At 71.0% G+C, this 26,615-nt stretch carries 26 protein-coding genes; 14 read left to right on the top strand and 12 right to left on the bottom strand.

What is annotated here, in order from left to right; all coding sequences use genetic code 11:
* Both ADK36_RS29375 and ADK36_RS29370 read right to left on the bottom strand, forming a co-directional pair.
* Nucleotides 1–450, bottom strand: a complete 450-nt coding sequence (locus tag ADK36_RS29375) for a hypothetical protein (RefSeq protein WP_159029297.1) — start codon at nt 448–450, stop codon at nt 1–3.
* Between the two features lie 88 nt (nt 451–538).
* Nucleotides 539–934, bottom strand: a complete 396-nt coding sequence (locus tag ADK36_RS29370; RefSeq protein ID WP_048585673.1) for a hypothetical protein — start codon at nt 932–934, stop codon at nt 539–541.
* Between the two features lie 243 nt (nt 935–1,177).
* Here ADK36_RS29370 and ADK36_RS29365 point away from each other — a divergent pair, with 243 nt between their 5' ends.
* Nucleotides 1,178–2,134, top strand: a complete 957-nt coding sequence (locus ADK36_RS29365) for a helix-turn-helix domain-containing protein (RefSeq protein ID WP_078916611.1) — start codon at nt 1,178–1,180, stop codon at nt 2,132–2,134.
* Here the strand turns inward: ADK36_RS29365 and ADK36_RS29360 are convergent.
* The 4 genes from ADK36_RS29360 to ADK36_RS29345 are packed head-to-tail and all read right to left on the bottom strand — an operon-like array spanning nt 2,115 to nt 7,430.
* Complete coding sequence (locus ADK36_RS29360) at nt 2,115–3,329, bottom strand: sialidase family protein (RefSeq protein WP_048585671.1); 1,215 nt, start codon at nt 3,327–3,329, stop codon at nt 2,115–2,117. The two genes, ADK36_RS29365 and ADK36_RS29360, sit on opposite strands and share 20 nt — an antisense overlap.
* A 48-nt stretch (nt 3,330–3,377) precedes the next feature.
* On the bottom strand, nt 3,378–4,037 hold the full coding sequence (locus ADK36_RS29355; protein ID WP_048585670.1) for a response regulator: 660 nt from the start codon (nt 4,035–4,037) through the stop codon (nt 3,378–3,380).
* Nucleotides 4,034–5,287: a sensor histidine kinase gene (locus tag ADK36_RS29350; RefSeq protein ID WP_107083902.1), complete on the bottom strand. Its 1,254-nt coding sequence runs from the start codon at nt 5,285–5,287 to the stop codon at nt 4,034–4,036. Before ADK36_RS29350 ends, ADK36_RS29355 begins: the two co-directional genes overlap by 4 nt.
* Nucleotides 5,288–5,333: 46 nt before the next feature.
* A complete protein-coding gene (locus ADK36_RS29345; RefSeq protein ID WP_078916609.1) occupies nt 5,334–7,430 on the bottom strand; it encodes an MMPL family transporter in 2,097 nt (698 codons plus the stop codon).
* 208 nt (nt 7,431–7,638) lie between these two features.
* Here ADK36_RS29345 and ADK36_RS29340 point away from each other — a divergent pair, with 208 nt between their 5' ends.
* A complete protein-coding gene (locus ADK36_RS29340; RefSeq protein ID WP_048585668.1) occupies nt 7,639–8,061 on the top strand; it encodes a DUF6234 family protein in 423 nt (140 codons plus the stop codon).
* A 10-nt stretch (nt 8,062–8,071) separates the two neighbouring features.
* Here the strand turns inward: ADK36_RS29340 and ADK36_RS29335 are convergent, their stop codons facing one another.
* On the bottom strand, nt 8,072–8,770 hold the full coding sequence (locus tag ADK36_RS29335) for a TerB family tellurite resistance protein (RefSeq protein ID WP_048585667.1): 699 nt from the start codon (nt 8,768–8,770) through the stop codon (nt 8,072–8,074).
* 293 nt (nt 8,771–9,063) lie between these two features.
* Nucleotides 9,064–10,785 carry a 2-isopropylmalate synthase gene (gene leuA / locus ADK36_RS29330; RefSeq protein ID WP_048585666.1) on the bottom strand — a complete coding sequence of 574 codons (1,722 nt, stop codon included), beginning with the start codon at nt 10,783–10,785 and terminating at the stop codon, nt 9,064–9,066.
* Nucleotides 10,786–11,104: 319 nt separating this feature from the next.
* Here leuA and ADK36_RS29325 point away from each other — a divergent pair, with 319 nt between their 5' ends.
* The 4 genes from ADK36_RS29325 to ADK36_RS29310 are packed head-to-tail and all read left to right on the top strand — an operon-like array spanning nt 11,105 to nt 15,101.
* Entirely contained in the window at nt 11,105–12,175 is a 1,071-nt protein-coding gene (locus tag ADK36_RS29325; RefSeq protein ID WP_048585665.1) for a M4 family metallopeptidase, read from the top strand.
* A 21-nt stretch (nt 12,176–12,196) separates the two neighbouring features.
* Nucleotides 12,197–12,463: a protealysin inhibitor emfourin gene (locus ADK36_RS29320; protein ID WP_048585664.1), complete on the top strand. Its 267-nt coding sequence runs from the start codon at nt 12,197–12,199 to the stop codon at nt 12,461–12,463.
* A 56-nt stretch (nt 12,464–12,519) separates the two neighbouring features.
* The gene (locus ADK36_RS29315; protein ID WP_078916608.1) at nt 12,520–13,863 is read left to right on the top strand and encodes a GH1 family beta-glucosidase; all 1,344 of its coding nucleotides are present in this window, start codon (nt 12,520–12,522) and stop codon (nt 13,861–13,863) included.
* Nucleotides 13,860–15,101, top strand: coding sequence for an MFS transporter (locus ADK36_RS29310; protein ID WP_048585662.1), 1,242 nt, complete (start codon nt 13,860–13,862; stop codon nt 15,099–15,101). The genes ADK36_RS29315 and ADK36_RS29310 overlap by 4 nt, the downstream gene beginning before the upstream one ends.
* A gap of 105 nt (nt 15,102–15,206) precedes the next feature.
* Here the strand turns inward: ADK36_RS29310 and ADK36_RS29305 are convergent, their stop codons facing one another.
* The gene (locus ADK36_RS29305; RefSeq protein ID WP_048585661.1) at nt 15,207–16,061 is read right to left on the bottom strand and encodes an NAD-dependent epimerase/dehydratase family protein; all 855 of its coding nucleotides are present in this window, start codon (nt 16,059–16,061) and stop codon (nt 15,207–15,209) included.
* A 119-nt stretch (nt 16,062–16,180) separates the two neighbouring features.
* Here ADK36_RS29305 and ADK36_RS29300 point away from each other — a divergent pair, with 119 nt between their 5' ends.
* Nucleotides 16,181–17,041, top strand: a complete 861-nt coding sequence (locus tag ADK36_RS29300; RefSeq protein WP_048585660.1) for a helix-turn-helix transcriptional regulator — start codon at nt 16,181–16,183, stop codon at nt 17,039–17,041.
* Nucleotides 17,042–17,198: 157 nt separating this feature from the next.
* Here the strand turns inward: ADK36_RS29300 and era are convergent, their stop codons facing one another.
* A complete protein-coding gene (gene era, locus ADK36_RS29295; protein WP_078916607.1) occupies nt 17,199–18,158 on the bottom strand; it encodes a GTPase Era in 960 nt (319 codons plus the stop codon).
* 165 nt (nt 18,159–18,323) lie between these two features.
* Here era and ADK36_RS29290 point away from each other — a divergent pair, with 165 nt between their 5' ends.
* Nucleotides 18,324–19,652, top strand: a complete 1,329-nt coding sequence (locus tag ADK36_RS29290; RefSeq protein ID WP_048585658.1) for an ammonium transporter — start codon at nt 18,324–18,326, stop codon at nt 19,650–19,652.
* Nucleotides 19,649–19,987 (top strand): P-II family nitrogen regulator, encoded by a 339-nt coding sequence (locus ADK36_RS29285; RefSeq protein WP_048585657.1) that lies wholly within the window; start codon nt 19,649–19,651, stop codon nt 19,985–19,987. Before ADK36_RS29290 ends, ADK36_RS29285 begins: the two co-directional genes overlap by 4 nt.
* A 35-nt stretch (nt 19,988–20,022) precedes the next feature.
* On the opposite strand, the gene ADK36_RS29280 is transcribed toward ADK36_RS29285, so the two are convergent.
* Complete coding sequence (locus ADK36_RS29280; protein ID WP_048585656.1) at nt 20,023–20,499, bottom strand: hypothetical protein; 477 nt, start codon at nt 20,497–20,499, stop codon at nt 20,023–20,025.
* 437 nt (nt 20,500–20,936) lie between these two features.
* Between ADK36_RS29280 and ADK36_RS29275 the strand changes: the two genes are divergently transcribed.
* The 4 genes from ADK36_RS29275 to ADK36_RS29260 are packed head-to-tail and all read left to right on the top strand — an operon-like array spanning nt 20,937 to nt 24,181.
* Nucleotides 20,937–22,007 carry a PhoH family protein gene (locus ADK36_RS29275; protein ID WP_048585655.1) on the top strand — a complete coding sequence of 357 codons (1,071 nt, stop codon included), beginning with the start codon at nt 20,937–20,939 and terminating at the stop codon, nt 22,005–22,007.
* A gap of 13 nt (nt 22,008–22,020) precedes the next feature.
* A complete protein-coding gene (ybeY, locus tag ADK36_RS29270) occupies nt 22,021–22,518 on the top strand; it encodes an rRNA maturation RNase YbeY (RefSeq protein WP_048585654.1) in 498 nt (165 codons plus the stop codon).
* Nucleotides 22,515–23,825 carry a hemolysin family protein gene (locus ADK36_RS29265; RefSeq protein ID WP_048585653.1) on the top strand — a complete coding sequence of 437 codons (1,311 nt, stop codon included), beginning with the start codon at nt 22,515–22,517 and terminating at the stop codon, nt 23,823–23,825. Before ybeY ends, ADK36_RS29265 begins: the two co-directional genes overlap by 4 nt.
* Nucleotides 23,822–24,181: an MmcQ/YjbR family DNA-binding protein gene (locus ADK36_RS29260; protein ID WP_048585652.1), complete on the top strand. Its 360-nt coding sequence runs from the start codon at nt 23,822–23,824 to the stop codon at nt 24,179–24,181. The genes ADK36_RS29265 and ADK36_RS29260 overlap by 4 nt, the downstream gene beginning before the upstream one ends.
* Before the next feature lie 8 nt (nt 24,182–24,189).
* Here ADK36_RS29260 and ADK36_RS29255 read toward each other — a convergent pair whose 3' ends face one another.
* Nucleotides 24,190–25,644, bottom strand: a complete 1,455-nt coding sequence (locus tag ADK36_RS29255) for an MFS transporter (protein WP_048585651.1) — start codon at nt 25,642–25,644, stop codon at nt 24,190–24,192.
* Between the two features lie 148 nt (nt 25,645–25,792).
* Between ADK36_RS29255 and ADK36_RS29250 the strand changes: the two genes are divergently transcribed.
* The gene (locus ADK36_RS29250) at nt 25,793–26,614 is read left to right on the top strand and encodes a helix-turn-helix transcriptional regulator (RefSeq protein WP_048585680.1); all 822 of its coding nucleotides are present in this window, start codon (nt 25,793–25,795) and stop codon (nt 26,612–26,614) included.
* The last annotated feature ends 1 nt before the right edge of the window (nt 26,615 follow it).

Here is a 26,615-nt window from a genome sequence, read left to right as displayed (position 1 = left end):
CTAGCCCATGGAGTCGGAGGCGCAGCGAGAGCCGCTGTCCCAGGGGTACTTCTTGCCCAGGCAGACGTACACGCGGACCGTCCCGCTGCCCGACGCGTTGGACTCCCACCAGATGGGCTGCCCACCGGAGGTGGAGGTGTCGTCCGTTTCGAGCGGGCCGTAGCGGCCGTTCGCGTCCACGACGTACGCACGGGCCGCGGCACCGTCGGCCTGGTGGTCCTGCACGTAGTTGTAGTAGCCGTCGTCGAAGTAGGCGTGTCCGCTGCCGGGCTTGCACACGGTCGCCTGCACGGTGCCGCCGGACAGCCCCTGGGAGTTGGCCACGGTGGCGCGCAGCGTCTCGCAGCGGACGGCGGCGTGGGCCTGGGCCGGCAGCGCGACACCGAGAGCGAGCAGGGCCGTGGTCACTCCGGTCAGCGCGGCCGTGGCCCGCCAAGTGCGTCTTGCCATTGTTCGAGTCCTCTCCGTCGGTCTTCCTGGTGGTCGGTCGGTGGCAGTGCTGGTCTGGGTGCTGGTCTGGGGTGCCGGTGCCCGCGGGTCAGGCGGCCCAGCTGCCGGTGGACTTCGCGTCCGAGCGGAACTCGAAGGCGAACAGGGCGCCGTCCCGCACGTTCGTCGCGATCACGTTCCACTGCCCCGCGCGGGCGAGCTTGTAGTTCGCCTGGCACTCCAGACGTCCGTTGGTCTCGAAGCAGACCTTCACGTACCGGTTCGTGTTGGGCTTGATGTTGATGTCGGCGCACGCGCTGGAGGTGCTGAACACATCGCCCGCCGGGAGCCAGTACGTGCCGGCCGGCTTGTGGTAGCTGTTCGCGCTGCCGTAGCAGGAAGCCGGCGCGATGTCGCGTGCCTGGGCCGCCGGAGCGAGACCGATGGCGCCGCCCGCGAGCACGGCTGAGATCGCGGTCGCGGCGATGCGCTGACGCATGGGCATGACGTATCCCCCTGGGATCGACGAGTGGGGTGGATGCTCCGGCCGGGGCAGCACCGAGCCTGCTGGGGTGGGCCGGGCGGAAACAAGAGCCGTCGCTGTCCCGGACAACCCGCTCGCTGTCCGGCCTGGTCAGCGCCTTGTCCGGGTCTTATCCGGGTCCCCTTCGGGGCTTGTCCGGATCACGGGGACGGTGGCGGGAAACGGGATTGTGCGCCCCTTCGGGCAGGGCCGACGATGTGCGACATGGAGACCAGGGGGGATGCGGGTCCTCAACAGGCGCGAGACACCGCCGAGTTCATCGCCGCCATGCGTGGACTCAAGGAGCGGGCGGGGCTGACGTACCGCCAGCTGGAGGAGCGGGCCGCCGAGCACGGCGAGGTGTTGCCGCGCAGCACCCTGGCCGATGTGCTGCGCGGCCGGACCCTGCCACGCCCCGAACTGCTGGCCGCCTTCGTACGCGCCTGCGGGGACGGCGAGCGGGCGGCGGAGTGGCTGGCGGCCCGGGACGACCTCGGCCGGGGGAAGGTCGCCGAAGGCATCAGTGCGAGCGGGAGTGAAAGCGGAAGCGGGAGTGTGAGTCCGGGGCGGGGCGTCCGCCTCCGTGCCCGGGTGCTCGGGGTTCCCGTCCTGCCGGCGGCGGTGGTCCTGGTGGCGCTCCTGACCGCCGCCGTCTGGGCTCTGGTCCCCTCCCGGGACGACGGCGACAGGTCGGGCACCGGGGGCGAGGGCGCCGCCGCGACCGACGCACGGTCCCTGTTGCCCCGCGGCCGTACGCAGATCCGTCCGGCCCTGACGAACGGCCTGTGCCTGACGGACGGTTACGGCAGCGGGTACGAGTCACTGGTCGCCGTACAGCGGCCGTGCGACGAGGTCGCGCCCCAGGAGACCACACTGGTTCCGCTCGGCGGGAACACCTTCCGGATCCGCTGGTACCACCCCGACCACGGCCCCGGCTGTCTGACGGCCCTGGCCGAGGGGCCGGGTGTCGGACTGCTGGAGCCGTGGGACGACTGCGGGCGGACGACCCCGTTCCGGATCGAGCCGGCCGGGGCCGACGGAAGCCGACGCTACTCGCTGCGTGTCGACGGCCGGGGCTGCGTGGCCATCCGGGACGCGGCCACCTCGGAGGGAGCGGAGGCCGTGGTGGAGCCGTGCCGGCCGAAGGACAGCCAGGTCTTCGTCATCCGGTCGGCGCCGTGACAGTCCCCTGGAGCCCGTCGGCCGACACCCTGCGGAACTCGATCGACTCGTACGGCCCCGACACTCCCGTCTCGTACAGGATCCCGACCGTGTGCCGACCGAGCGGCACCAGGTCGGAGTAGGCAGCTCGCCGCTGTGACAGCGTCAGCGCCTTGGTGAAGGTCGCCCCGCCGTCCGTGCTGCGCCACACGGCCATCGACTGACGGACGGTCGGGACGGACGGACCGGAGAAGATCAACGGGGCACCCGCACCGGGGAGTTGAAGGACGCTGCCCTCCACCACCGGGACGTCGTTCAGCGTCGGCTGGACGGTGTACGGACGGTCCAGGCTCCCGCCGCCGTCAATGGAGTGGCTGTCGAGGCGGTTGCCGGTGCTCGTGCCGAGCTGGTCCCGGGAGTTGAAGTACAGCCTGCCGTCGGGGAGTTCGGCTGCCGTGGACTCGTTGGCGTTGCTGACACCGTCGTAGGAGTCGTCCACGAAGCCCAACTGCCAGCTACGCCCGCCGTCGTCGCTGTAGACGGCGTGGGCGCCGTAGTACTTCGGCTCCTGCCCGGTGTCGGCGGACCCGGTCGCGGGCGCCACCGAGTGGTTCGACGCGACGACCAGCCGCCCCGCGTACGGGCCCCGCCGGAGCGCGACCGCATGGCCCGGCCCCGTCGCGTACCACCGCCAGTTCGACGGCTTCACCTGCGTCGTGATGTCACGCGGCGCCGTGAAGTGGCGGCCGTCGTCAAGGCTCCGCTGGACGAACACCCGCCGGCTCTGCTCCGGTGTCGCCTCCCCCCGCATGATCTGCGCCTCCGTCACATCACCGCTGTTGTAGGACGTGACCAGCACGATCGCGCCGGTGACCGGATCCACCACCGGCGCCGGATTGCCCCGCGTGTCCCCCTCCCCGGCGGCGACCACCGTCACCGGCCCCCAGGTGCAGCCGCCGTCGAGGGAGCGTCTGAGGACGACATCGATGTCGCCGGTGTCGCCCGCGCCGTCGTGCCGGCCCTCGGCGAAGGCCAGCACCGTGCCGCGCGGGGTCGTGATCGTCGCCGGGATGCGGTAGGTGTCGTAGTCGCCCTCGCCCGAGACATACGGGACGGAGGACGTGCAGCCGGCCTCCGCCGAGGCGGTGCCGGTCGTCGTGAGCGGGGTGGCCAGGAGGACCGCGGTGACGACGAGTGTGCGGCTCAGGATGGTCATCGAGTTCCCTCGACTTCCCTTGACGGAGCGTCAGCATTGACCTGTCCGTCACAGGCTTCCCGGAGTCACCATCCCCGACTCGTACGCCACGATGACCAACTGCGCCCGGTCCCGCGCCCCCAGCTTCCCCATGATGCGGCTGACGTGGGTCTTCGCCGTCAGCGGGCTGAGCCCCAACGCCTCGGCCACTTCCGTGTTGTTGAGGCCGCGCGCGACCAGGGCCAGCACCTCGCGCTCGCGTTCCGACAGACATGCGGGCCCGGCCGTCGTGGGGGCGGAAGGGCTGCGCAGGAACCGCTCGATCAGCCGTGCGGTCGGGCCGGGTGACAGCAGCGCCTCCCCCGCCGCCACCGTGCGGATCGCGTCGAGGAGTTCGGCCGGCCTGGTGTCCTTGACGAGGAATCCGGAGGCGCCGGCACGCAGCGCCTCCACGATGTTCTCGTCGGTGTCGTAGGTGGTGAGGACCAGGACCCGCACCCCGGCGAGGTCCTCGTCGGCGGCGATCAGGCGGGTCGCCTCGATGCCGTCCAGGTCGGGCATGCGGATGTCCATCACGACGAGGTCGGCGCGTGAGCTGCGGGCCAGCGCGGCGGCCTCCCGGCCGGTGGCCGCCTGGCCGACGACCGCCATGTCGGGGGCCGACTCGACCAGCATGGCGAACGCCTCCCGCACGAGCGTCTGGTCGTCCGCGAGCAGGACGCGGATCATCGGTCTCCTCCCCGGCCGGTGACGAAGTCGGCTCCGACGGGCAGCACGGCGCTCACCTCGAAACCCCCTTTGGTGCGCGGTCCGGCGTCGAGTGTGCCACCCACGCTGCGCGCCCGCTCCCGCATGCCGACGAGACCGTAGCCGGGGGTCGGTGCGCCGGGCGCGGGGCAGGGGCCGTCGTCGGTGACCGACAGGTGCAGGGCGCCGCGCTCCTCGTACAGCTCGACGCGAACGGCGGGTTCGGGGCCCGCGTGCCGGACCACGTTCGTCAGCGCCTCCTGCACGATCCGGTACGCGGCCGCCCCCACGGCGGGCGGCGCCTGACGCACCCGTACCTCCGACGCCACCCGCGCACCGGCCAGCCGCGCCGCCGCCACCAGGTCCGGCACCCCGTCGAGCCCGGGCAGCGGGCCGCGTGCCTCACCCGCGACGCCCTGTTCGCGCAGGACTTCCAGCGTCGTACGGAGTTCACCGCGGGCCGTGCGGCAGGTGTCGGCGATGTCGTCGAGGGACTTCGCGATGGACCGGCGGTCCAGCCGCTCCGGGTCCGCCGCCAGCACGTGCGCGGCCACCGACGTCTGCACGCCGATGAGGGTGATGCTGTGGGCGAGGAGGTCGTGCAGGTCGCGGGCGATGCGCAGCCGTTCCTCGGCGACCCGGCGGCGGGCCTCCTCCTCGCGGGTGCGCTCCGCGCGCTCGGCGCGTTCGACGATGGCGGCGACGAACTGGCGGTAGTAGCGGACGTCGATGCCGCAGAAGAGGAACGCGAAGACCCAGCCGGAGATCCGCAGGAGCTCCGTCGTCCCGTCGGGGTTGGTGAGGGCGTTCAGGGCCAGGGTCACGCCGAGGCAGCCGGCGCCGGTGAGCAGCGTGCGGCGCACCGTGCCGGTCGCCGCGACCGTGTACAGCACCACCATCGTGGCGAGGATGGGCGCGGCGTGGTTGTTCTCCAGGGCGTGGTACGGCGTGATGCAGACCATCACCGCGAGCAGGACCAGCAACGGGCGGCTGCGCCGCCACACGAGCGGCACGTGGGCGGCGAGCAGCAGGGCCCAGCCGAGCGCGTCGGGTCGCAGCCCCTTGTCGCCGAGCAGGGCCATGGCGGTGGCCAGGGCGGCCCAGGCTACGGCCAGCAGCGCGTCGTTGCGGGTGCGGTGCGGGGCGGTCAGGGGGTCGCGGTTGATCGCGGCCATGACCCGCTCGCCGACGCGGGGCCGCTGGGCTGTCGTGGTTGCCTGCACGGGGTTCATCTTCCGGGACGGCGGCGCCCCTCCGGGAGGGAGGGGCGCCGGTCGGTCAGGGGACGGAGACGGCCACGGGCTCCGGTTCCTTCGGCGGGACGGACGGCCGGGGCCCGGCGGGCTCGCGGGAGAGCCGCCCCGGCCACCACACCCTCCGCCCCAGCGCCACGCTCGCGCTGGTCACCAGGTAGGTGCGCACCAGGAACGTGTCGAGCAGAACGCCCACCGCGATGACGAAGCCCAGCTCGACGAGCGGCACCAGCGGCATGCTGGTGAGCACCGCGAAGGTGGCGGCGAGGACGAGCCCCGCGGAGGCGATGACACCGCCCGTCGTGCGCAGCGCGGTGAGCGCGGCCGACGCCGGTTCGGCGCCGTTCAGGCACTCCTCGCGCATCCGGTGCATCAGGAAGATGCCGTAGTCGACGCCGAGCGCCACCAGGAACACGAACGAGAGCAGTCCCAGCCCCGGGTCGGTGCCCTCGAAGCCGAAGAGCGGCCCGAAGACGAGTCCGCCGATGCCGAGCGCCGCGCCCCACACCGCGACCACGGCCGCCACCAGGATCAGCGGCGCGACGAGCGAGCGCAGCAGGGCGACCAGGATCAGCAGCACGGACAGCAGCACGATCGGCACGACGACCAGCCGGTCCCGGGCGTTGGTGTCCTTCAGGTCGAGCTGCTCGGCGCTCGGTCCGCCGACGTAGGAGCCGTCGAGCCGGTCGCGCAGGGCCTCGATGGTGGCGGTCTCCCCGGCGGACTGGGGCGGAGCGGTGGCGAGGACGGAGATCTCCGTCCAGCCGTTTCCGGTACGTCCTTCCCGCGCGCTGTCGACACCGCGTGTGCCGCGGACGGCGGCGAGGGTCTCGTCGGCCCGCTCCTCCGGCGTGATGACGCTGATGGGCTGCGTACCGCGCTCGGGGTAGGCGGCGGCGAGCGTCTCCATGGCGGCGACCGCGTCGGGCTTGCTGGTGAAGGAGTCCTCCTGCTTGAGGCTGCCGGGCAGGTTGAGGACGCCGAGCGCGAGCGCGCCGAGCAGGACCGCGCCGGCCGCGAGGACGGTGAGGGGGCGGCGTCCGGCGGAGCCGCCCATCGCGGTGAACAGGGACCGGCGGGCCTTGGGGGTGCTGCCGTAGCGCGGCACGAGCGGCCAGAAGACGCGCCGGCCGAGCAGCACGAGGATCGCGGGCAGCAGCGTCAGCATGGCGGCGAGCGCGCACAGCACCCCGACGGTGCCGAGCGGGCCCATGCCCCGGCTGGAGTTGAGGTCGGCGGCGAGCAGGCACAGCAGCCCGGCGGCGACGGTGCCGGAGGAGGCGAGCACGGCGGGCCCACAGCCCTTGAGCGCGGCGACCATGGCGTCGTACGGCCGCTCGATCCGCCGTAGCTCCTCCCGGTACCGCGAGACGAGCAGCAAGGCGTAGTCGGTGCCCGCCCCGAAGACGAGGATCGTCATGATCCCGGAGCTCTGGCCGGAAACGGACGTCCCGAACCCCTGGTTGAGCCCGTAGGCGACACCCATCGACAGATAGTCGGCCATGCCCGCGACGGCGAGCGGGACGAGCCACAGGAACGGGCTGCGGTAGATGAGGATCAGCAGGAGCGCGACGACGGCGGCGGTGGTGTAGAGCAGCGGTCCGTCGAGCGAGTTGTAGACCTCGCTCGCGTCGGTGGCGAGCGCGCCCGCCCCGCCGACGTCGACGCTCAGCCCGTCGCCGCCCCGCGCGATGTCCCGTACGTCGTTGACGAGCGCGTCCCGCGCCTTCTCGTCCTGCCCCGGCTCGGTGCTGGCGACCGGGTACATCAGGGTGGCCCCGTCCCGGGAGGGAATGCCCCGCGGTTCCCCGGTGAGCCGGTGAGCACCGGCGATCCGCTCGATCTGCCCGGCGGCGGTCGCCCGGTCCCCGGCGGTCAGCCCACCGTCCCGGTGATAGACGACGACCATCTCGGTGGCCTCGCCGCCCGGCAGCCGGTCCTCGATCTTGGCCACCTGCGTCGAGTCGGCGCTCGCGGGCAGATAGTCGACGGCACGGTCCCGCTGGACGTCCGCCAGCTTCGAGGCGAACGGCGAGGCGAGCGCCAGTACGGCGACCCACAGTCCCAGCACGAGCCAGGGCACGGCCCGCCGTCGCCGTGTGCTTGTCCTTGCGGCCCCCATGAGACGGGCCTCCCTCCGGGTCGGGTGTCTGGGTCGCTTCCAGACTTCCGGCGCCGGGGTGCGGATTCGTCGGGCGGGAGGGCGAGTTGGGGCCTACTGCCGGGGTCGTCCCGACGGCGCGATTACTCCCTCGGGAGTACGGCGGGACGCGGTGCCTGAGTGTTCGTACTCAGGCACCGCGTCCCGCCTTCCGGGCAGGCTTGCCCGCATGACAGCCCCCGCCGGCCTCCCGCACTTCCGCGGGGCCGATGTGCCGCCCCCTTCCGGCGGACGCCGACGGCTGCCGGTCGCCGCGGACATCGCCCTGGCGGTCGGGCTGCTCGTCCTCGACGTCGTCCTGGCGGTCGGGGCCTTCCTGCTCGGCATCGACGTCAGCGGCGACTGGCAGCCGTTCGACCCGGGTGCGGACAACTCCGACGTCGTGCTCACGATCGACTGGCTCTACCTGGGCATCGCCGGCGGCCTGGTGCTGCTGACCGCCGCGCTGCCGTACCTGCTGCGGGCCTTCGTCAGCATCTCGACGCAGGTGCTCGTCGGCGTGGTCGTCCTGATCGTCGCGGTGAGTGGCGCGCGGTACGACCAGGAGCGCGGCGCCCGGGACGACGTGGCCGTGGCGGTGGCGTACCGCTGACGGCCCGGGGCTACGACGGCGTCCGTGCCGCCGCGGCCAGCAGCCGGGTCACGTCCTCCGCGCAGATGGTGAGGGCGGCGCCGACCGTGGCCAGGACATCGCGCTCGGCCGGTGTGTACGGCCCGTCGGCCAGGGCGATGCGCGCCCCCTGGAGCAGGATCGACTCCCGGCCGGGCGGTGCGAGGTGCGGGGCCAGCGGGTCCAGCGCCTCGTGGAGCTCTATGGCCAGCCCGGGGCCGCAGGGCTCGGAGAAGACCCGTCCGGTGTCCGCCGCCAGCGCCTCGACCAGGGCGTTGAGCTGCTCCTCCGTGCAGTCGTCGAAGCCGGCCGCGCGCACCGTGGCCGCCGCGGCCTCCAGGGACGGTCGGGCGCAGGTGCCGCCCGCCGCCAGCACCGCGAGGGCGACGGTGTGGACGGCGTCGCGGAGCATCGCGGAGAAGCGGGTGGTGGTCGGATGGTCGAGGACGTCGGTGCCGAAGTGGCGCCGACAGGCCGCGCACTCCACGACGGGGCCGGTCTCACCGCGCGGCAGCACGGGCACGCCGAGGAAGGTGAAGCGGCGATGTCCGCTCAGCCGCTGGTAGTTGCGGTCGCCTCCGCAGCCGGGGCAGAAGAACTCCCCGTCCCCGACGGCCGACCACGCGGTGCGGGTGCCCAGGATGCGCGCAGCCCTGGCAGCACGGCCGTCTCGTCCCCGTCCTGGCAGCACGTCGCACCTCCGTAACCCCACGGCAACGTCGCCGCGCTTGCGTGATGTTAGCCACATCACCGACGTGGAGTCAGTACCCCGAACGAGACCTTTCCGTGACCTGCACAGGTCAATGGCTGGAAATGAGCGGACCCCGCCCACCGAAATACGGCGGACGGGGCCTTCAAACGCCGGGCGCGACAGCGCCGTCAGGGGCGCGGGGAACTGCGCGACGAGCCACTACGACGCAGCAGACGACCGACAACACACCCCGGCACATCCGTAGTCGCACCCCTCCCCCACGGAGGGAACCGTCAACGAGCAGCCCGGTTGACGGCGGAGACAACGGCCTTCAGCGACGCACGCGTCGTGTTGGCGTCGATACCGATCCCCCACAGCACCTTGCCGTCAATCGCACACTCGATATACGACGCGGCCTGCGCGGACGCGCCCTCGCTCATCGTGTGCTCCTGGTAGTCCAGCAGCCGCACGTCGATCCCGATGGACTGCAGGGCGTCGAAGAAGGCCGAGATCGGACCGTTCCCGGACCCGGTCAGGACCGTGTCCTGGCCATCCACCGTGGCCTCCACCTTCAGCGTGTCCACACCGTCGGTGTCGGTCGTCGACTGGTTGTTCTTGACCTGGATCCGACCCCAGGGGTTCTCCGGGTTCGGCAGGTACTCGTCCTGGAAGACCGCCCAGATGGCACCGCCGGTGACCTCGCCGCCCTCGGCGTCCGTCTTGGCCTGGATGAGCTTGGAGAACTCGATCTGCATCCGGCGCGGCAGGTCCAGCTTGTGGTCGTTCTTCAGGACGTACGCGATACCGCCCTTGCCGGACTGCGAGTTGACGCGGATGACCGCCTCGTACGACCGCCCGACGTCCTTCGGGTCGATCGGCAGGTACGGCACCGCCCACTCGATGTCGTCCACCGTGACGCCCTTGGCGGCCGCGTCGGCCTCCATCGCGTCGAAGCCCTTCTTGATGGCGTCCTGGTGGGAGCCGGAGAAGGACGTGTAGACCAGGTCGCCCACGTACGGGTGGCGCGGGTGGACCTCCATCTGGTTGCAGTACTCCCACACGCGACGGATCTCGTCGATGTCGGAGAAGTCGATCTGCGGGTCGACGCCCTGCGAGAACAGGTTCATGCCCAGGGTGACCAGGTCGACGTTGCCGGTGCGCTCGCCCTGCCCGAACAGGCAGCCCTCGATACGGTCGGCGCCGGCCATCAGCGCCAGCTCGGCGGCGGCGACGGCCGTACCGCGGTCGTTGTGCGGGTGGACGGAGACGCAGACGTACTCGCGGCGCGACAGGTTGCGGCTCATCCACTCGAAGCGGTCCGCGTGCGTGGACGGCGTCGAACGCTCCACCGTGGCGGGCAGGTTGAGGATGATCTCGCGGCCCGGACCCGGCTGGTAGACGTCCATCACCGCCTCGCAGACCTCCAGCGCGAAGTCCAGCTCGGTGTCGGTGAAGATCTCGGGGCTGTACTGGTAGCCGAACTCGGTCTCCGGGCCCAGCAGCTTCTCGGCGTACTCCATCACCAGGCGGGTGCCGTCGACGGCGATCTGCTTGATGTCGTCCTTGGAGCCACGGAAGACGACCCGGCGGAAGACGGGGGCGGTGGCGTTGTACAGGTGGACCGTGGCGCGCTTGGCGCCCTTCAGGGACTCCACCGTGCGCTCGATCAGGTCCTCGCGGGCCTGGGTCAGTACGGAGATGGTGACGTCGTCGGGGATGGCACCCGGCTCTTCGATGATCGACCGTACGAAGTCGAAGTCCGTCTGGCCCGACGCGGGGAAGCCGACCTCGATCTCCTTGTAGCCCATCTTGACCAGCTGGTCGAACATCCGGCGCTTGCGCTCGGGCGACATCGGGTCGATCAGGGCCTGGTTGCCGTCACGCAGGTCGGTGGAGAGCCAGCGGGGGGCGGTGGTGACGCGCTTCTCCGGCCAGGTGCGGTCCGGGATGTCGACCTGCTCGTAGCGGCCGTACTTGTGGATCGGCATGGAACTGGGCTGCTGGCGGTTCGCCATGATGCGGGGGCTCCTCAGGGTGTCCGGAAGGACGGCCGACGACGCAACGCCAAGCTCCGCGGGGAGGGAGTCGACCTGGACTACAGGCCCTCGCCGCGGCAGCTAAGAAGAAGCAGCCCGAAACGCATGATGCGCAGCACGCTAGCCGAGCCGCTCCCCGTGCGGGGCGTCGTATCAGTATGCGGGACCCGGGGGACGAATAGGACAAAACGTGTTCCATACCACTTCGTCACGGAGCGTGCGGCTCCCTGTCCGCATATTTCACCAATCATGGTTGCGGGTAGTGACAGCGTCATGACCCAGTGCAAGGGTGCCGGGCATGACGACGAACGGGGGCTTCGAGCCCGTCTTCTGCACCGTCGTACCGCCGCACGTCCTCGACAAGCTGGCACGGAACGACGACCCCGCACTCTCCGGTCCCGCCCGGCGGACCCTGATGCGCGACAGCGAACTGCGCGGCAAGCGTCGCGTGACGACCGAGTTCGCCCTCGCGGCCGCCCCGACGGCGAAGGCACCGTCGGACCAGCCGCTGCGCACCATCTACGACGCCGAGCACGCCACCGCCCTGCCCGGCACCAAGGTCCGCGGCGAGGGCGCGGACCCCGGCCAGGACGCCACGGTCAACCGCGCCTACGCCGGGCTCGGCGCCACCTTCGACCTCTTCCTCAAGGCCTACGCCCGCCACTCCATCGACGGCGACGGCCTGCCCCTGGACGCCACCGTCCACTACGACGAGAACTACAACAACGCCTTCTGGAACGGCGAGCAGATGGTGTTCGGCGACGGGGACGGGGAGATCTTCCTCGACTTCACCATCCCGATCGACGTCATCGGCCACGAGCTCAGCCACGGCGTCACCCAGTACACGGCCAACCTGACCTACTACGGCCAGCCCGGCGCGCTGAACGAGTCCATGTCGGATGTCTTCGGCGCCCTCATCAAGCAGTACACGCTCGGCCAGACCGCCGCCGAGGCCGACTGGCTGATCGGCGCGGGCCTCCTCGCCCCGAGCGTCACCGGAAAGGCCCTGCGCTCCATGAAGGAGCCGGGCAGCGCGTACGACGACGACGTCCTCGGCAAGGACCCGCAGCCCGCGACGATGGACGACTACGTCCGCACCGGCCGCGACAACGGCGGTGTCCACATCAACTCCGGCATCCCCAACCACGCCTTCTACCTGGCCGCCACCGCGCTCGGCGGCCACGCCTGGGAGAAGGCGGGACAGATCTGGTACGACGTCCTGACCGGCGGCGAGCTGTCGGACCGGGCCCTGTTCACCGACTTCGCGAAGCTCACCGTCAAGGCCGCGCGCGAGCGCTTCGGCGACGGCGGCGAGGAGCTCCAGGCCGTGGCGAAGGCATGGGAACAGGTCGGGGTGCGGATCCTCTGAGTCCGTACTAGACAGGGACCCATGCGTATTCAGGTACGGCGCACGGGTGGATTCGCGGGCATCGAGCGGCACGCCGAGGTGGACACCTCGGGGCGGCCCGACGCCCAGGAGTGGCACGCCCTGGCCGAGCGCGCGGTCGCGGACGGCCGGGGCACGCCCCCGATCGGGGTTCCGGACGGCTTCAGCTACCAGATCACCGTGGACGGCAGGACGGTGTACTGCTCCGATCCCCGGCTCACGGACGAGCAGCGCAAGCTGATCTCCCGGGTACTGAAGGAGGGAGCGTAGGGGCGCGTAACGGGCAGTTCGCGCCTGGGCGTTGACTTCCGTTACCGCCGGTACGGATGATCCGGCGCATGGCGATCGATGAGCGCGGTGCGACGAACCCGATACCTCAGTTCCCGGCCGGTTTCCTGTGGGGCGTCTCGACGTCCGCCCACCAGATCGAGGGCGCCGTGGACGAGCGCGAGCGATCCGTGTGGGACGCCTTCACGGCCGAGCCGGGCAGCGTGAAGGACGGCTCCACGGCCGAGGTGGCCTGCGACCACTACCACCGCTACCCCGAGGACGTGGCACTCCTGGCCGGCCTGGGCGTGACCGCGTACCGCTTCTCGGTCTCGTGGCCCCGCGTGAACGCCCCGAACGGTCTCGACTTCTACGACCGTCTGGTCGACGAGCTGTGCGCGGCGGGCGTACAGCCGGTGCCGACGCTCTTCCACTGGGACCTTCCGGTCGGGCTGGACTGGCTCGACCGGGACACGGCCGACCGCCTGGCCGAGTACGTGTCCGTGGTGGCCGAGCGCCTGGGCGACCGCGTCCGCAAGTGGATCACCCTCAACGAACCCGCCGAACACACCCTCCTGGGCCACGCCCTCGGCACCCACGCCCCGGGCAAGCGGCTCCTCTTCGACGCCCTCCCGGTCGCCCACCACCAGTTGCTGGCCCACGGCCAGGCCGTACGGGCCCTGCGCGCGGCCGGTGCGACGGACGTCGGGATCGCCAACTCGCACGGCCCGACCTGGCCGGCGTCCCGGGAACAGGCGGACCTGGAGGCGGCGGACTTCTACGACCTGCTGCTCAACCGGCTGTTCGCCGACCCGCTGCTGCTGGGCGCGTACCCGGACGGCATCGGCGAGTTGATGCCCGGGGACGTCTCGGCGGACCTCAAGGTCATCTCGGAGCCGCTCGACTTCTACGGCGTCAACTACTACGCGCCGACCCGCGTGGGCGCCCCGCAGGGCACCGAGATCGAGTTCGGCGGGGTGACCATGCCGGCCGAACTGCCCTTCTCCGTAAGGCAGGTCGAGGGCGTGCCGACGACGGACTTCGGCTGGCCGGTGGTCCCCGAGGGCCTGACGGAACTGCTCACCGGCCTCCGGGAGCGGTACGGCGACCGACTTCCGCCGATCGTCATCACCGAGAACGGCTGCTCGTACGAGGGCGTCGACGACCAGGAGCGGATCGCCTACCTGGACGGCCACATACGCGCACTGCACCGGGCGATGGAGGCGGGCGTGGACGTACGCGGGTACTTCGTCTGGTCGCTGCTCGACAACTTCGAGTGGGCCGAGGGGTACGCGCGGCGGTTCGGGCTCGTGCACGTGGACTTCGACGATGTGACGACGCTGACGCGGACGCCCAAGGCGTCCTACGGCTGGCTGCGGGACGTGCTCCGGGCACAGGGATGACGGTCGACGCCCTGGCCGATCCGACGGAGCGGGTCGGCCGGGGCTGGACGGCGGCGCTGTCGCTGGCCAACGTGGCGATCTGGGTGGGCTGGTACGGCCCGCTGCAGATCCTGCTCGCCCAGCAGGCGGAGGACTTCGCGCCCGGGACGGGGATGTCGAAGGAGACGCTGCTGGCGTGGGTGACCGGCGTGGGCGCCGTTGTGTCCCTCGTGGCCAACCCGTTCTTCGGCGCGCTGTCGGACCGCACCACGGCCCGCTGGGGCCGCCGTACGCCGTGGATCGTGGCCGGCGCGGCGGGCGGCGCGCTGTCGCTGCTGCTGCTCGCGGGCGCCGGCGGACTGTGGGCCATGATGGCCGGCTGGTGCCTGGTCCAGCTGACCCTGAACGCGGCCTTCGCGGCGGTGACGGCGGCCGTGCCGGACCGGGTGCCACGGCTCCAACGGGGCGTGGTGGGCGGCTGGTTGGGCGCGGCACAGATCCTCGGGGCGGTCGCCGGCACGGGGCTGGCGACGGCGGTCGGCGGGATCGCGGCGGGGTACGCGGCCTGCGCGGTGTTCGCGCTGGCGGGTGTCCTGCCGTATGTACTCCGGTACCGGGATCTCCGGCTGGGGGCCGCGGACCGGCCGGCGTGGGATCGGCGTTCGTTCACCCGCGGCTTCTGGCTGAGCCCGCGCCGCTACCCCGACTTCGGCTGGGCCTGGCTGACCCGCTTCCTGATCAACCTCAGCAACGCGCTGGTGATCCTCTACCTCCTGTACTACCTGCGGGACCGCCTGCACCACGACGACCCCGAGCAGGGCGTCCTCATCCTCACCGCCGTGAACAGCGTGACCCTGCTGGCCACGGTCGTCGTGGGCGGCGCCTGGTCGGACCGGGTGGGCCGCCGCAAGCCGTTCGTGTACTGGTCCGGCGTACTGATGGCCGCGGCCACGGCCCTGCTCGCCGCCTGGCAGACCTGGCCGAGCGCGATCGTCGTGGCGGCTCTGCTGGGCCTGGGCCTCGGCGTCTTCGTGTCGGTCGACTTCGCCCTGATGACGGACGTGCTCCCGAAGGCCCTCGACCGCGGCAAGGACCTGGGCGTCATCAACATCGCCAACGCCCTGCCCCAGGTGGCGGCCCCCGCCGTCGCCGCCCCGATCGTGACTTACCTGGGTGGATACCGGGTTCTGTATGGGGTGGCTGCGGTGGCGGCGTTGGCGGGGGCGGTGCTGGTGGGACGTATCAGAGGCGTGGACTAGAACGCCGCAAGGGGCGCGGGGCTGTGTCGATTTGCGGCTCCGCCGCGTGGGCGCGACAAGCCACGACGGCGCAGCAGCCGACCGACAACCCCCCGCGGCACTACCTCACAGCGCCCCAGCGTCTCGCGCCGCATAAACCGACGGATACACCGGCCGATACCCCAGCTCCCGACGAATCCGCTCCGTGGAGGTGATGGCGAGCCACGCGTCCGGATCGGTCCGGGTGTACAGCTCAGCGGGCACCTCGACCCCGTTGAGCTGATGCAACTCCACCGCCGTCACAGGCGCGTCGTCGGCGATGTTGTAAACCCGCCCCGCGACCCCCGGCGCATACAGGATCCGCAGCAACCCCTGAGCCACGTCCGCATGATGCCCCATGTGCAGCCGCTGGGTCGCAGCCCAGTTCCCGGCCCACATCAGGGACTGCGCGAGATGCGGATCACCTTCGCCGTAGACGAAGGGGAGCCGGCCGACACGTACGTCCATGCCCTCCAGCGCGAGCAACTCCCGCTCGGCCGCCGCTTTGGACTCCGGGTAGGCACCCCACATCGCCCCGCCGGGCCGGCTCTCGTCGTCCTCGGTCAGCGGGCGGCCGCGTCCGGCGCCGTACACCAGCCCCGTGCTGACCTGCACGAAGCGCCGTACTCCGGCATTCAGCGCGGCACGCCCCAGCTCCACGGCCGCGTCCCGGTTGACCGCCCACGCCTCCTCGTCGGGGACCCCGCGGAAGGAGGCCGCGACGTTCACGACCGCGTCGACCCCGGCGACCGCCTTGCCGAGCGTCTCGGTGTCCCGCAGATCGCCGACCACGACCTCGGCGCCCAGCTCCGCGAACGGTTCGCCCCGCGCCGCGTCCCGCACCAGCACCCGTACCCGCTCCCCCGCCCGGGACTGCGCGACCAGCCTCGGCACGAAGCGCCGACCGACCTGTCCTGTCGTACCCGTCACCAACGTCAGCATGTTCCGCTCCTCTCGTCACCGACCACCCTCGGACGGAGCCGGTACGAGCGGGAGAGACCCGTTGATCAGGGGATCGGCAGTCCCTGGATAAGCGCGGCGCGCTACCGCAGGCTGGAGAGGTGAACCGACCCGAACTCGCCGACTTCCTGCGCCGTGGCCGCGCCCGGCTGACCCCGTCGGACGTGGGCCTGACGCCGGGCCCCCGACGTCGCACGCCCGGTCTGCGCCGCGAGGAGGTGGCGCAGCTGGCGGGCATGTCGGTGGACTACTACACCCGACTCGAACAGTCCCGGGGCCCGCGCCCGTCCCGCCAGATGCTGACGGCGCTGGCCCGCGCGCTGCGCCTGACCGACGTCGAGCAGGACCACCTCTTCCACCTGGCCGGCGAGGAGCCGCCGAGGCGTGAGACGGCGTCGGCGCATGTCCGCCCCGGGCTGCTGCTGATCCTGGACCGCCTGCACGACACCCCGGCACAGGTGGTGAACGACTGCGGTGAGGTGCTGGCCCAGAACGCGATGGCCAAGGCGCTGGTCGGCGACGTGATGTCCCGCCCGCGCCGCGAGCGCAACCTGACCCGACTCTTCTTCCTGGACCCGACCGCGCGCACCCTCTTCCCGGAGGAGGACCTCGCCGGTCACGCGCGCGCCCACGTCGCCACCCTGCGCGCGGTGGCCGCGGCCCGCCCCGACGACCCGGAACCGGCCGCACTGGTCGCGGAACTCCGGGCGGCGAGCGAGGAGTTCGCGCGCCTGTGGGACGAGCACGAGGTGTCCCAGCGCAACAGGGCGACAAAGCGCTTCGTACACCCGCTGGTCGGCGTCCTGGAACTGGACTGCGAGGTCATGGTCAGCCACGAGCACCACCACCTACTGGTCGTCCACACCGCCCGCCCGGGCACCGAGGCCTACGAACGCCTGCAACTCCTGCGCGTGGTGGGCCTCCAGGACATGTCCGTGAAATCAGCCCCTCCGGCGTTTTGAGGAGCGGGGGCCGGCCCAGGCATTTTCAGCCCGTCCGGCGTTTGAGGACGAGGCCGCAGGCCGATGGGGGTCCAGGGGGCAGCAGCCCCCTGGCGGGGTCGAAGGGGCGGAGCCCCTTCACAGGATGGGACGGGTAGGGGAGGCGGGGGCGAAAACCCTAGAACCCCAGCTTCCGCAACTGCCGAGGATCCCGCTGCCAGTCCTTGGCCACCTTCACATGCAGGTCCAGGAAGACCGGCGTGCCCAGCAACGCCTCGATCTGCTTGCGGGACTTGATGCCGACGTCCTTCAGGCGCTTGCCCTTGGGGCCGATGATGATGCCCTTCTGGCTGGGGCGCTCGATGTAGACGAAGGCGTGGATGTCGAGGAGGGGCTTGTCGGCGGGGCGGTCCTCGCGGGGGAGCATCTCCTCCACCACGACCGCGATGGAGTGGGGCAGCTCGTCGCGGACGCCCTCCAGCGCGGCCTCGCGGATCAGCTCGGCGATCATGACCTGCTCGGGCTCGTCGGTGAGGTCGCCCTCGGGGTAGAGCGCCGGGCCCTCCGGGAGGAGCGGGACGATCAGGTCGGCCAGCAGGCCCACCTGCTTGTCGCCGACCGCCGAGACGGGGACGATCTCGGCCCACTCGAAGCCCAGCTCCTTGCCGAGCTGGTCGATCGCGATGAGCTGCTCGGCGAGGGTCTTGCTGTCCACGAGGTCGGTCTTCGTGACGATCGCGATCTTCGGCGTCTTCTTGATCGACGCGAGTTCCTTCGCGATGAAGCGGTCACCGGGGCCGAGCTTCTCGTTCGCCGGGAGGCAGAAGCCGATCACGTCGACCTCGGCCCAGGTCGTACGCACGATGTCGTTCAGCCGCTCGCCCAGCAGCGTGCGCGGCTTGTGCAGCCCAGGGGTGTCGACCAGGATCAGCTGGGCGTCCTCCCGGTGCACGATCCCCCGCACCGTGTGCCGCGTCGTCTGCGGCTGGTTCGCGGTGATCGCCACCTTCTGGCCGACCAGAGCATTCGTCAGCGTGGACTTGCCCGCGTTGGGGCGGCCCACGAAGCAGGCGAAGCCGGCGCGGTGGGGCGCCTCGGACGGCTCGGATGACTTACTGCGCACGCTCATGGCGCCCATTCTCCCTGATCCACAGACCCCTGCCGCACATGCGCCCGAGCGCACCCCACCCGGTGAGCTTCCGGAAACCCCCGCGCAACGAAACGTCGCCGAAACACACCCGTACGCGACCGGAAACGCGAACCGGTGAATCTCTGACGAGCCCCGACACCGTTGGAGACAACCGTGCCCCTCGCCGCCGCACAAGCCGCGCAGATCGACACCGGCGACACCGCCTGGCTGCTCGCCGCCACCGCCCTCGTCCTGCTGATGACGCCGGGCCTGGCCCTGTTCTACGGCGGCATGGTCCGCACGAAGAGCGTCCTCAACATGTTGATGATGAGCTTCGTCTCCATCGCGCTCGTCACCGTCGTGTGGCTGGCCTGCGGGTATTCGCTCGCCTTCGGGGACGATGTCGCCGGTGGGCTCATCGGCGGGCTCGATCACGCCGGGATGGCCGGGCTCGGACCGGACAGCGTCCAGGGCACCGTCCCCACCGTCCTCTTCGCCACCTTCCAGCTCACCTTCGCGATCATCACCGCCGCGCTGGTCAGCGGCGCGGTCGCGGACCGGGCGAAGTTCGGGGCGTGGCTCGTGTTCGTGCCGGTGTGGGCGCTGCTCGTATACGTTCCGGTCGCGCACTGGACCTGGGGGCCCGGCGGCTGGATCCTCGAACACCTCGGCGCCCTCGACTTCGCCGGCGGTCTCCCCGTCGAGATCACCTCCGGCGCCTCCGGACTGGCGCTGTGTCTGCTCCTCGGGCCCCGGCTCGGGTTCAAGAAGGACGCGATGCGGCCGCACAACCTGCCGATGGTCGTGCTCGGCGCGGGACTGCTGTGGTTCGGCTGGTTCGGCTTCAACGCCGGCTCCGCCCTCGGCGCCAACGGCCTCGCGGCAGCCGTCTTCCTCAACACCCTCGCCGCCGGCTGCACCGGCCTGCTCGGCTGGCTCTTCGTCGAGCAGAAGCGCGACGGTCACCCGACGACCCTGGGCGCGGCCTCCGGCGCCGTCGCCGGCCTCGTCGCCATCACCCCGTCCTGCGGCTCGGTCTCGCTGCTCGGCGCGCTCGTCATCGGTCTCGCCGCCGGTGTCGTCTGCTCGTACGCCGTGGGCTGGAAGTTCAAGCTGAACTACGACGACTCCCTGGACGTCGTGGGCGTCCATCTGGTCGGCGGTGTCATCGGCACCCTGCTGATCGGCGTCTTCGCGACGGCCACCATGACGGGCGGCGCCGAGGGCCTGCTCCACGGCGGCGGACTCGGGCAGCTCGGCAAGCAGGCGGTGGCGATCGTGGTCGTGGCGGCGTACGCCTTCCTCGTCACCTACGGCATCGGCAAGGTCATCGACAAGGTCATGGGGTTCCGGGCGGGCGAGGAGCAGGAGCACACCGGCCTGGACCTTACGGTGCACGCCGAGACCGCTTACGATCACGGGGTCCTGGGGCACGGCGCCCCGGTCACCGCGTCCGTCTTCTCCTCCGTCCCCGCCGCGCAGAAGGTCAAGAAGCAGGCATGAAGCTGATCACCGCGATCGTCAAGCCGTACCGGCTCGACGAGGTCAAGACCGCCCTCCAGGAAATCGGCGTGCACGGTCTGACCGTGACCGAGGCGAGTGGCTACGGCCGTCAGCGCGGCCACACCGAGGTGTACCGGGGCGCGGAGTACCAGGTCGACCTGGTGCCGAAGGTCAGGATCGAGGTCGTCGTGGACGACGCGACGGCCGACGACGTCATCGACGCCATCGTGAAGGCCGCCCAGACGGGCAAGATCGGCGACGGCAAGGTCTGGGCGCTGCCGGTCGACACGGTTGTACGGGTGCGGACGGGCGAGCGCGGCCCCGACGCGCTGTAAGCGCCGGGCGCCGGGACCGCGCCCCCTGCTGATCGTCAGTCGAACACGAACGGGCCCGGCGACTGCGGCCCGGTCGCCGTGCAGGTGATGGTGATGCCGAAGACGGTCATCTGCAGCGAGCCGCCGAAGGCCTCCAGGCTGTCCCCGGAGGCGACGGTGCCGCTGAGCGGGCCGACCTGGACGGGGTCGCCGGCGGCCATCGCCGGGTTCTCCGTGCCGGTGAAGCTGGTGGTGCCACCGCTCGCCTTCACCAGGGTGAGCGTCGAGGCGATCGAGTCCTCCCCGAGCGCTATCGGCGCGGTGATCGCCGAGGAGTTGAGGGTGAGAGTGGCGGCGGAGCCGTTCTGCGTGGCCGTGAGGGTGGCCTCGCCTCCGCCGAAGCTGCCGCAGTCGGCGGTGATCGTCGCCGTGGCGGGGGTGACCGCGAGGGCTGCGGGCGCGAAGGCCAGTCCGGTGACCGCGAGGGCCCCGGCCGCCAGCGTCGCACCTGCTCCGATGCGCATGCGTCTCATGGGATCCGATCCCTTTCGAGGTGGGGGAATTCCGGGTGTGGGGGGTGGGGGGAACTGCTCGGCAGGTGGATGCGGACACACTGCGTCGACAGCTGAAGTGGCCAGCCGTCGGGGCGAACTGGTGTGGAGAGCTGAATCCGACGGCTCCGCCGGATCTGACGGTCCGTCGGATTCACCGTTCCCATTGATGCGCGTGGGGCGAGGGTCGGCAAGGGTGATTTCCGGCCTCAACTACCGACGAGTCAACTACGGCACCGCATCACAAGCGGAACGTCACGCGATCCGCACCGTCCGTGACGACTCACCGTCCCGGAACCGCCCCCGCCGAAAAGGCCTACGGCCTTGTCAGTCCCCCGGCGTACCCTGGAAATCGCCAGGCCGCCCCCGTGGCGGGCGAGTCGTATCGAGGAGGACGAGCAAGGCCTACGAGCCGGCCCATGACTCAGACACCCACAGCTCACACACCCGCGCAGGGGCAGGCGAGAGCACAGTTCACCGTCCCCGCCCAGCACCCCATGGTGACCGTGCTGGGGTCCGGCGACTCCCTGTTGCGCGTGATCGAGAAGGCCTTCCCGGCGGCCGACATCCATGTCCGGGGCAATGAGATCAGCGCGGTCGGCGACGCCGCTGAAGTCGCTCTCATCCAGCGCCTGTTCGACGAGATGATGCTGGTGCTCCGCACCGGACAGCCGATGACGGAGGACGCAGTGGAACGCTCGATCGCGATGCTCAGAGCGAGTGCGAACGGCGAGGGGGACGGCAAGGAGACCCCCGCGGAGGTGCTCACCCAGAACATCCTCTCCTCCCGCGGCCGCACGATCCGCCCCAAGACCCTCAACCAGAAGCGCTATGTCGACGCGATCGACAAGCACACGATCGTCTTCGGCATCGGCCCCGCCGGTACCGGCAAGACCTACCTCGCCATGGCCAAGGCGGTGCAGGCCCTGCAGTCCAAGCAGGTCAACCGCATCATCCTGACCCGGCCGGCGGTGGAGGCGGGAGAGCGGCTGGGGTTCCTCCCCGGCACCCTCTACGAGAAGATCGACCCGTACCTGCGCCCGCTGTACGACGCGCTGCACGACATGCTGGACCCGGACTCGATTCCGCGGTTGATGGCGGCGGGGACCATCGAGGTGGCGCCGCTGGCGTATATGCGCGGTCGCACGCTCAACGACGCCTTCATCATTCTCGACGAGGCCCAGAACACCAGCCCCGAGCAGATGAAGATGTTCCTCACCCGTCTCGGCTTCGACTCGAAGATAGTCATCACCGGTGACGTGACCCAGGTCGACCTCCCGGACGGCACCAAGTCCGGTCTGCGGCAGGTGCAGGACATCCTGGAGGGCGTCGAGGACGTCCACTTCTCCCGGCTGTCCTCGCAGGATGTCGTCCGGCACAAGCTGGTCGGCCGTATCGTCGACGCGTACGAGAAGTTCGACAACACGCACGGCACCCGGAACGGCACGCACAAGGGCCGGGGCGGCAAGGCCGGGCACAAGGGGAAGTAGAACACGCACGACCATGTCGATCGACGTCAACAACGAGTCCGGCACCGAGGTCGACGAGCAGGCGATCCTCGACATCGCCCGCTACGCGCTCGCGCGGATGCGCATCCACCCGCTGTCCGAGCTCTCGGTGATCGTCGTGGACGCCGACGCCATGGAGCAGCTCCATATCCAGTGGATGGACCTGCCGGGACCCACCGATGTCATGTCCTTCCCGATGGACGAGCTGCGGCCCCCGTCCAAGGACGACGACGAGCCCCCGCAGGGGCTTCTCGGTGACATCGTGCTGTGCCCCGAAGTCGCCGCCAGGCAGGGGGCCGAGGCGCCCACGCAGCACTCCATGGACGAGGAGCTCCAGTTGCTCACCGTCCACGGAGTGCTGCATCTGCTCGGGTACGACCACGAGGAGCCCGACGAGAAGGCCGAGATGTTCGGCCTTCAGGCCGCCATCGTGGACGGCTGGCGCTCGGAGAAGGGCCTGACCGGCCCCTCCCCGGCCCCCACCGTGTCATGAGCCTCCCTCTCGTCTTCGGCGCGATCGCCCTCGTGGTCGTCGCCTGGCTCGCCGCCTGCGCGGAGGCGGGCCTGGCGCGCGTCTCCAGCTTCCGCGCCGAGGAGGCCGTACGCGGCGGCCGGCGCGGCAGCGAGAAGCTCGCGCTGGTCGCCGCCGACCCGACCCGCTATCTGAACGTGGCGCTGCTGGTGCGCGTGGCCTGCGAGATGGCCGCCGCCGCGCTCGTCACCTACGCCTGTCTCCAGGAGTTCGACAGCACCACCGAGGCGCTCCTGGTCGCGATAGCGGTCATGGTGCTGGTGTCGTACGTCGCCGTCGGGGTCTCCCCGCGCACCATCGGCCGCCAGCACCCGCTGAACACGGCGACGGCGGCGGCGTACGTACTGCTGCCGCTCGCCCGGATCATGGGTCCGATCCCGTATCTGCTGATCCTCATCGGCAACGCCCTCACCCCCGGCAAGGGCTTCCGCCGGGGCCCGTTCGCCTCCGAGGCGGAGCTGCGCGCGCTGGTCGACCTCGCGGAGAAGGAGTCGCTGATCGAGGACGAGGAGCGCCGCATGGTGCACTCGGTCTTCGAGCTGGGTGACACCCTCGTACGCGAAGTCATGGTCCCGCGCACCGACCTGGTCGTCATCGAGCGCTACAAGACCATCCGCCAGGCCCTCACCCTCGCCCTGCGCTCCGGTTTCTCGCGGATCCCGGTCGTCGGGGAGAGCGAGGACGACGTGGTCGGGATGGTGTATCTGAAGGACCTGACCCGCAGGACGCACATCTCGCGGGAGGCGGAGAGCGAGCTGGTGTCGACGGCGATGCGGCCCGCGTTCTTCGTGCCCGACACCAAGAACGCCGGTGACCTGCTGCGCGAGATGCAGAAGGAGCGCAACCACGTCGCCGTGGTCATCGACGAGTACGGCGGCACCGCCGGCATCGTCACCATCGAGGACATCCTCGAGGAGATCGTCGGTGAGATCACCGACGAGTACGACCGTGAGCTGCCGCCGGTGGAGGAGCTGGGCGAGGACCGCTACCGCGTCACCGCCCGCCTGGACATCACCGACCTCGGCGAGCTGTACGGCCTCGACGAGTACGACGACGAGGACGTGGAGACGGTCGGCGGACTGCTGGCGAAGGCGCTGGGCCGGGTGCCGATCGCCGGGGCGTCGTCCGTGGTCGAGCTGCCGGACAGCCGTGAGCTGCGGCTGACGGCGGAGGCGGCGGCCGGCCGACGGAACAAGATCGTGACGGTGCTGGTGGAGCCGGTGGGCCCGGCGCCGGCAGCGGAGGAACGGGAGGCGAAGGCGGAGTGAGCCCCGAGGAGCTGCGCGGCTTCTGTCTGTCGTTCAACGCCGCCGTGGAGGACTTCCCCTTCAATCCGGACATCTCCGTCTTCAAGGTCCTGGGCAAGATGTTCGCCCTGAGCTGGATGGACGCCCGCCCGCTCACCGTCAACCTCAAGTGCGACCCGGAGGACGCGGTCCGGCTGCGCGACGAGCACCCCGGCCTGATCATCCCCGGCTACCACATGAACAAGCGGCACTGGAACACCGTCACCGTGGACGGCGAGCTCCCGGACCGGCTTGTCCGGGAGCTCATCGAGGACTCGTACGACCTGGTCGTGGCCGGTCTGCCGAAGGCCGAGCGGCTCCGCCTCGACCGCCCCTGAGCCGCCCGTCACACCGAGTGGGCCGCCCGCCGGGTCCGCAGGCCGAGTGCGACCAGGGCCGCGGCGGCCAGGACGATCCCCGCGTCGAGCGCCAGTACCGTGCGGGTGCCGGACAGCAGGTCGCCGGAGGTCGTCGCGAGGACGCCCAGCAGCGGGATGCCGATCGTGATGCCGACCTGCTGGGTCGAGGTGACCAGGCCGGTGGCCAGGCCCTGCTCCTCGTCGGGGACTCCGGAGGTGGCCGTCAGGCCGTAGGAGATGATCGCGCCCAGGTGGAACATGCTCGCCAGCGAGACGGCGGCCGTGGCGAGCCAGACGGACCAGGTGTGGGCGTCGAGGAACACCAGGGTGGCGATGAAGGCGCCCTGCCCCGCGAGTGAGACGACCAGCGTGCGGCGTGCGCCGAGACGGCTGACGAACCTCGGGGTGAGCGTGCCCGCGATCACCGACATGACGCCCTGGACACCGAAGACCAGGCCGGTCTCCCAGGCCGACAGGCGCAGGATCTCCTGGAGGTACAGGGTGAGGACGAAGATCACCGTCGACATCATCGAGAAGGTGACCAGGCCGCCCAGGTTGCCCCACGCCACCGTGCGGCGGCGCAGCATGGGCAGGGAGACCAGGGGTGCCTCGGTGCGGGACTCGACGACCGCGAAGGCCGTGAGGAGCGCGAGTCCGGCGACCAGTGTCGCGATGACGTCGACGCGGGTGAAGCCGTGGTCGGCGGCCGTCGTCAGGGCGTAGATCAGGGACAGCAGACCGCCGGTGACGGTGACCGCGCCGGGCACGTCCAGGTGCGGGCGGTCCGGGGTGCGGGACTCGGGCAGCAGGCCGGGCGCGAGCGGCAGCACGATCAGGGCGAAGATCGCGAGCAGGCCCATCGTGGAGCGCCAGCCGAGGGCGTCGGTCAGGATGCCGCCCGCGACCACGCCGATGGTGAAGCCGAGGGACATCAGCGTCCCGGAGATGCCGAGGGCGCGGTCCCGGGCGGGGCCCTCGGCGAAGGTGGTGGTCAGCAGGGACATGCCCGACGGGACGATGACCGCCGCGCCGAGGCCCTGCAGGGCGCGTCCCGCGAGGAACGACGCCGGGTCCCAGGCGAGGGTCGCGAGCACCGAGGCCGCGGCGAACAGGGCGAGGCCGGTGAGGAACAGCTTGCGGCGGCCGTACAGGTCGCCGATGCGGCCGAAGAGGAGCAGAAAGCCGCCGGACGGCAACGCGAAGGCCGTGACCGCCCATTGCAGCGCCGACTGGCTCATGCCGAGGTCGGCGCCGAGGACGGGCAGGGCGACGTTCAGGACGGAGAAGTCGAGGGCGACCATGAACTGGGCCGCGCACAGGACGAACAGGACGAGTCTGTCGCGCGTCGACATCCGGGGGTTGTCGAGCGGCGGGGTCGTTGGGGCGCCGGGGACGGTACTTGTGCTGGAACTGGTGGTGGAACTGGTGGTGTCGATCGCCATGGCCAGGATCCTGCTGGCATCGGAATAGCCGTGGGGAGCGGGAAGTTGTGCTGGTGGTGGCACCACCAGCCAACAGGACGAGGGGGATCGGTACGTGTCCGTGGACACGCTGAAGAGTCGTCGGCGGCTTGAGCTGCGCGAGTTCCTGATGAGCAGGCGGGCCCGGGTGACTCCGGCCGACGCGGGCCTGCCGGACGGTGGGGCGCGGCGCCGTACGCCGGGGCTGCGGCGAGAGGAGGTCGCCGTGCTCGCGGGTGTGGGCGCCTCCTGGTACCAGTGGCTGGAGCAGGGGCGGGACATCTCGGTGTCGCCGCAGGTGCTGGACGCGGTGGGCCGGGTGCTGCGGCTGAGCAACGCCGAACGCAGGCATCTGTATCTGCTGGCCGGGCTGAATCCGCCGGAGCGCGAGGTGGAGCCCGAGAAGCAGCACATGTGCGACGGGCTGCGGCGGCTGATCGACGCGTGGATGCCGTATCCGGCGCACATCATGGACCGGTACTACAACGGCGTGATGCACAACGACGCGGCGGCGACGGTGCTCGGGATGCTGCCCGGCAAGCGGTGGAACTGCCTCATCGACTTCTTCACCGATCCGATGTACCGGTCACGGTCGAAGAGTTGGGAGCAGAACGCCCGTACGGTCGTGGCGCAGTTCCGTGCGCTCTGCTCGGCCTCTCCCGACGACGAGGGGTTCCAGGCCGTGCTGGCCGAGGCGAGGGCGTCCAGTCCGGAGTTCACCGAGCTGTGGGAGCGGCGGGACATCGAGGACGCCGGGCAGATCCGCAAGGAGCTGGACCATCCGCTGGTCGGGCTGCTGTGTCTGGAGTCGAGCGTGATGCAGATGCCGGTGCGGCCGGATCTGTCGATCGTGCTGCACACGCCGCTGGACGAGGCGAACACGGCGGCGAAACTCGAGTGGCTGGCGTCGCCGGAGGGGCGGCGCGGGGCGATGTACCCCGTGGCCGGTTAGG

Origin of the sequence: Streptomyces viridochromogenes (assembly GCF_001270495.1) — a bacterium.
In the GTDB taxonomy this organism is placed as follows: domain Bacteria; phylum Actinomycetota; class Actinomycetes; order Streptomycetales; family Streptomycetaceae; genus Streptomyces; species Streptomyces viridochromogenes_A.
Note: the sequence above shows the minus strand (reverse complement) of the source record. Positions and strands in the feature narration are given on the sequence as shown.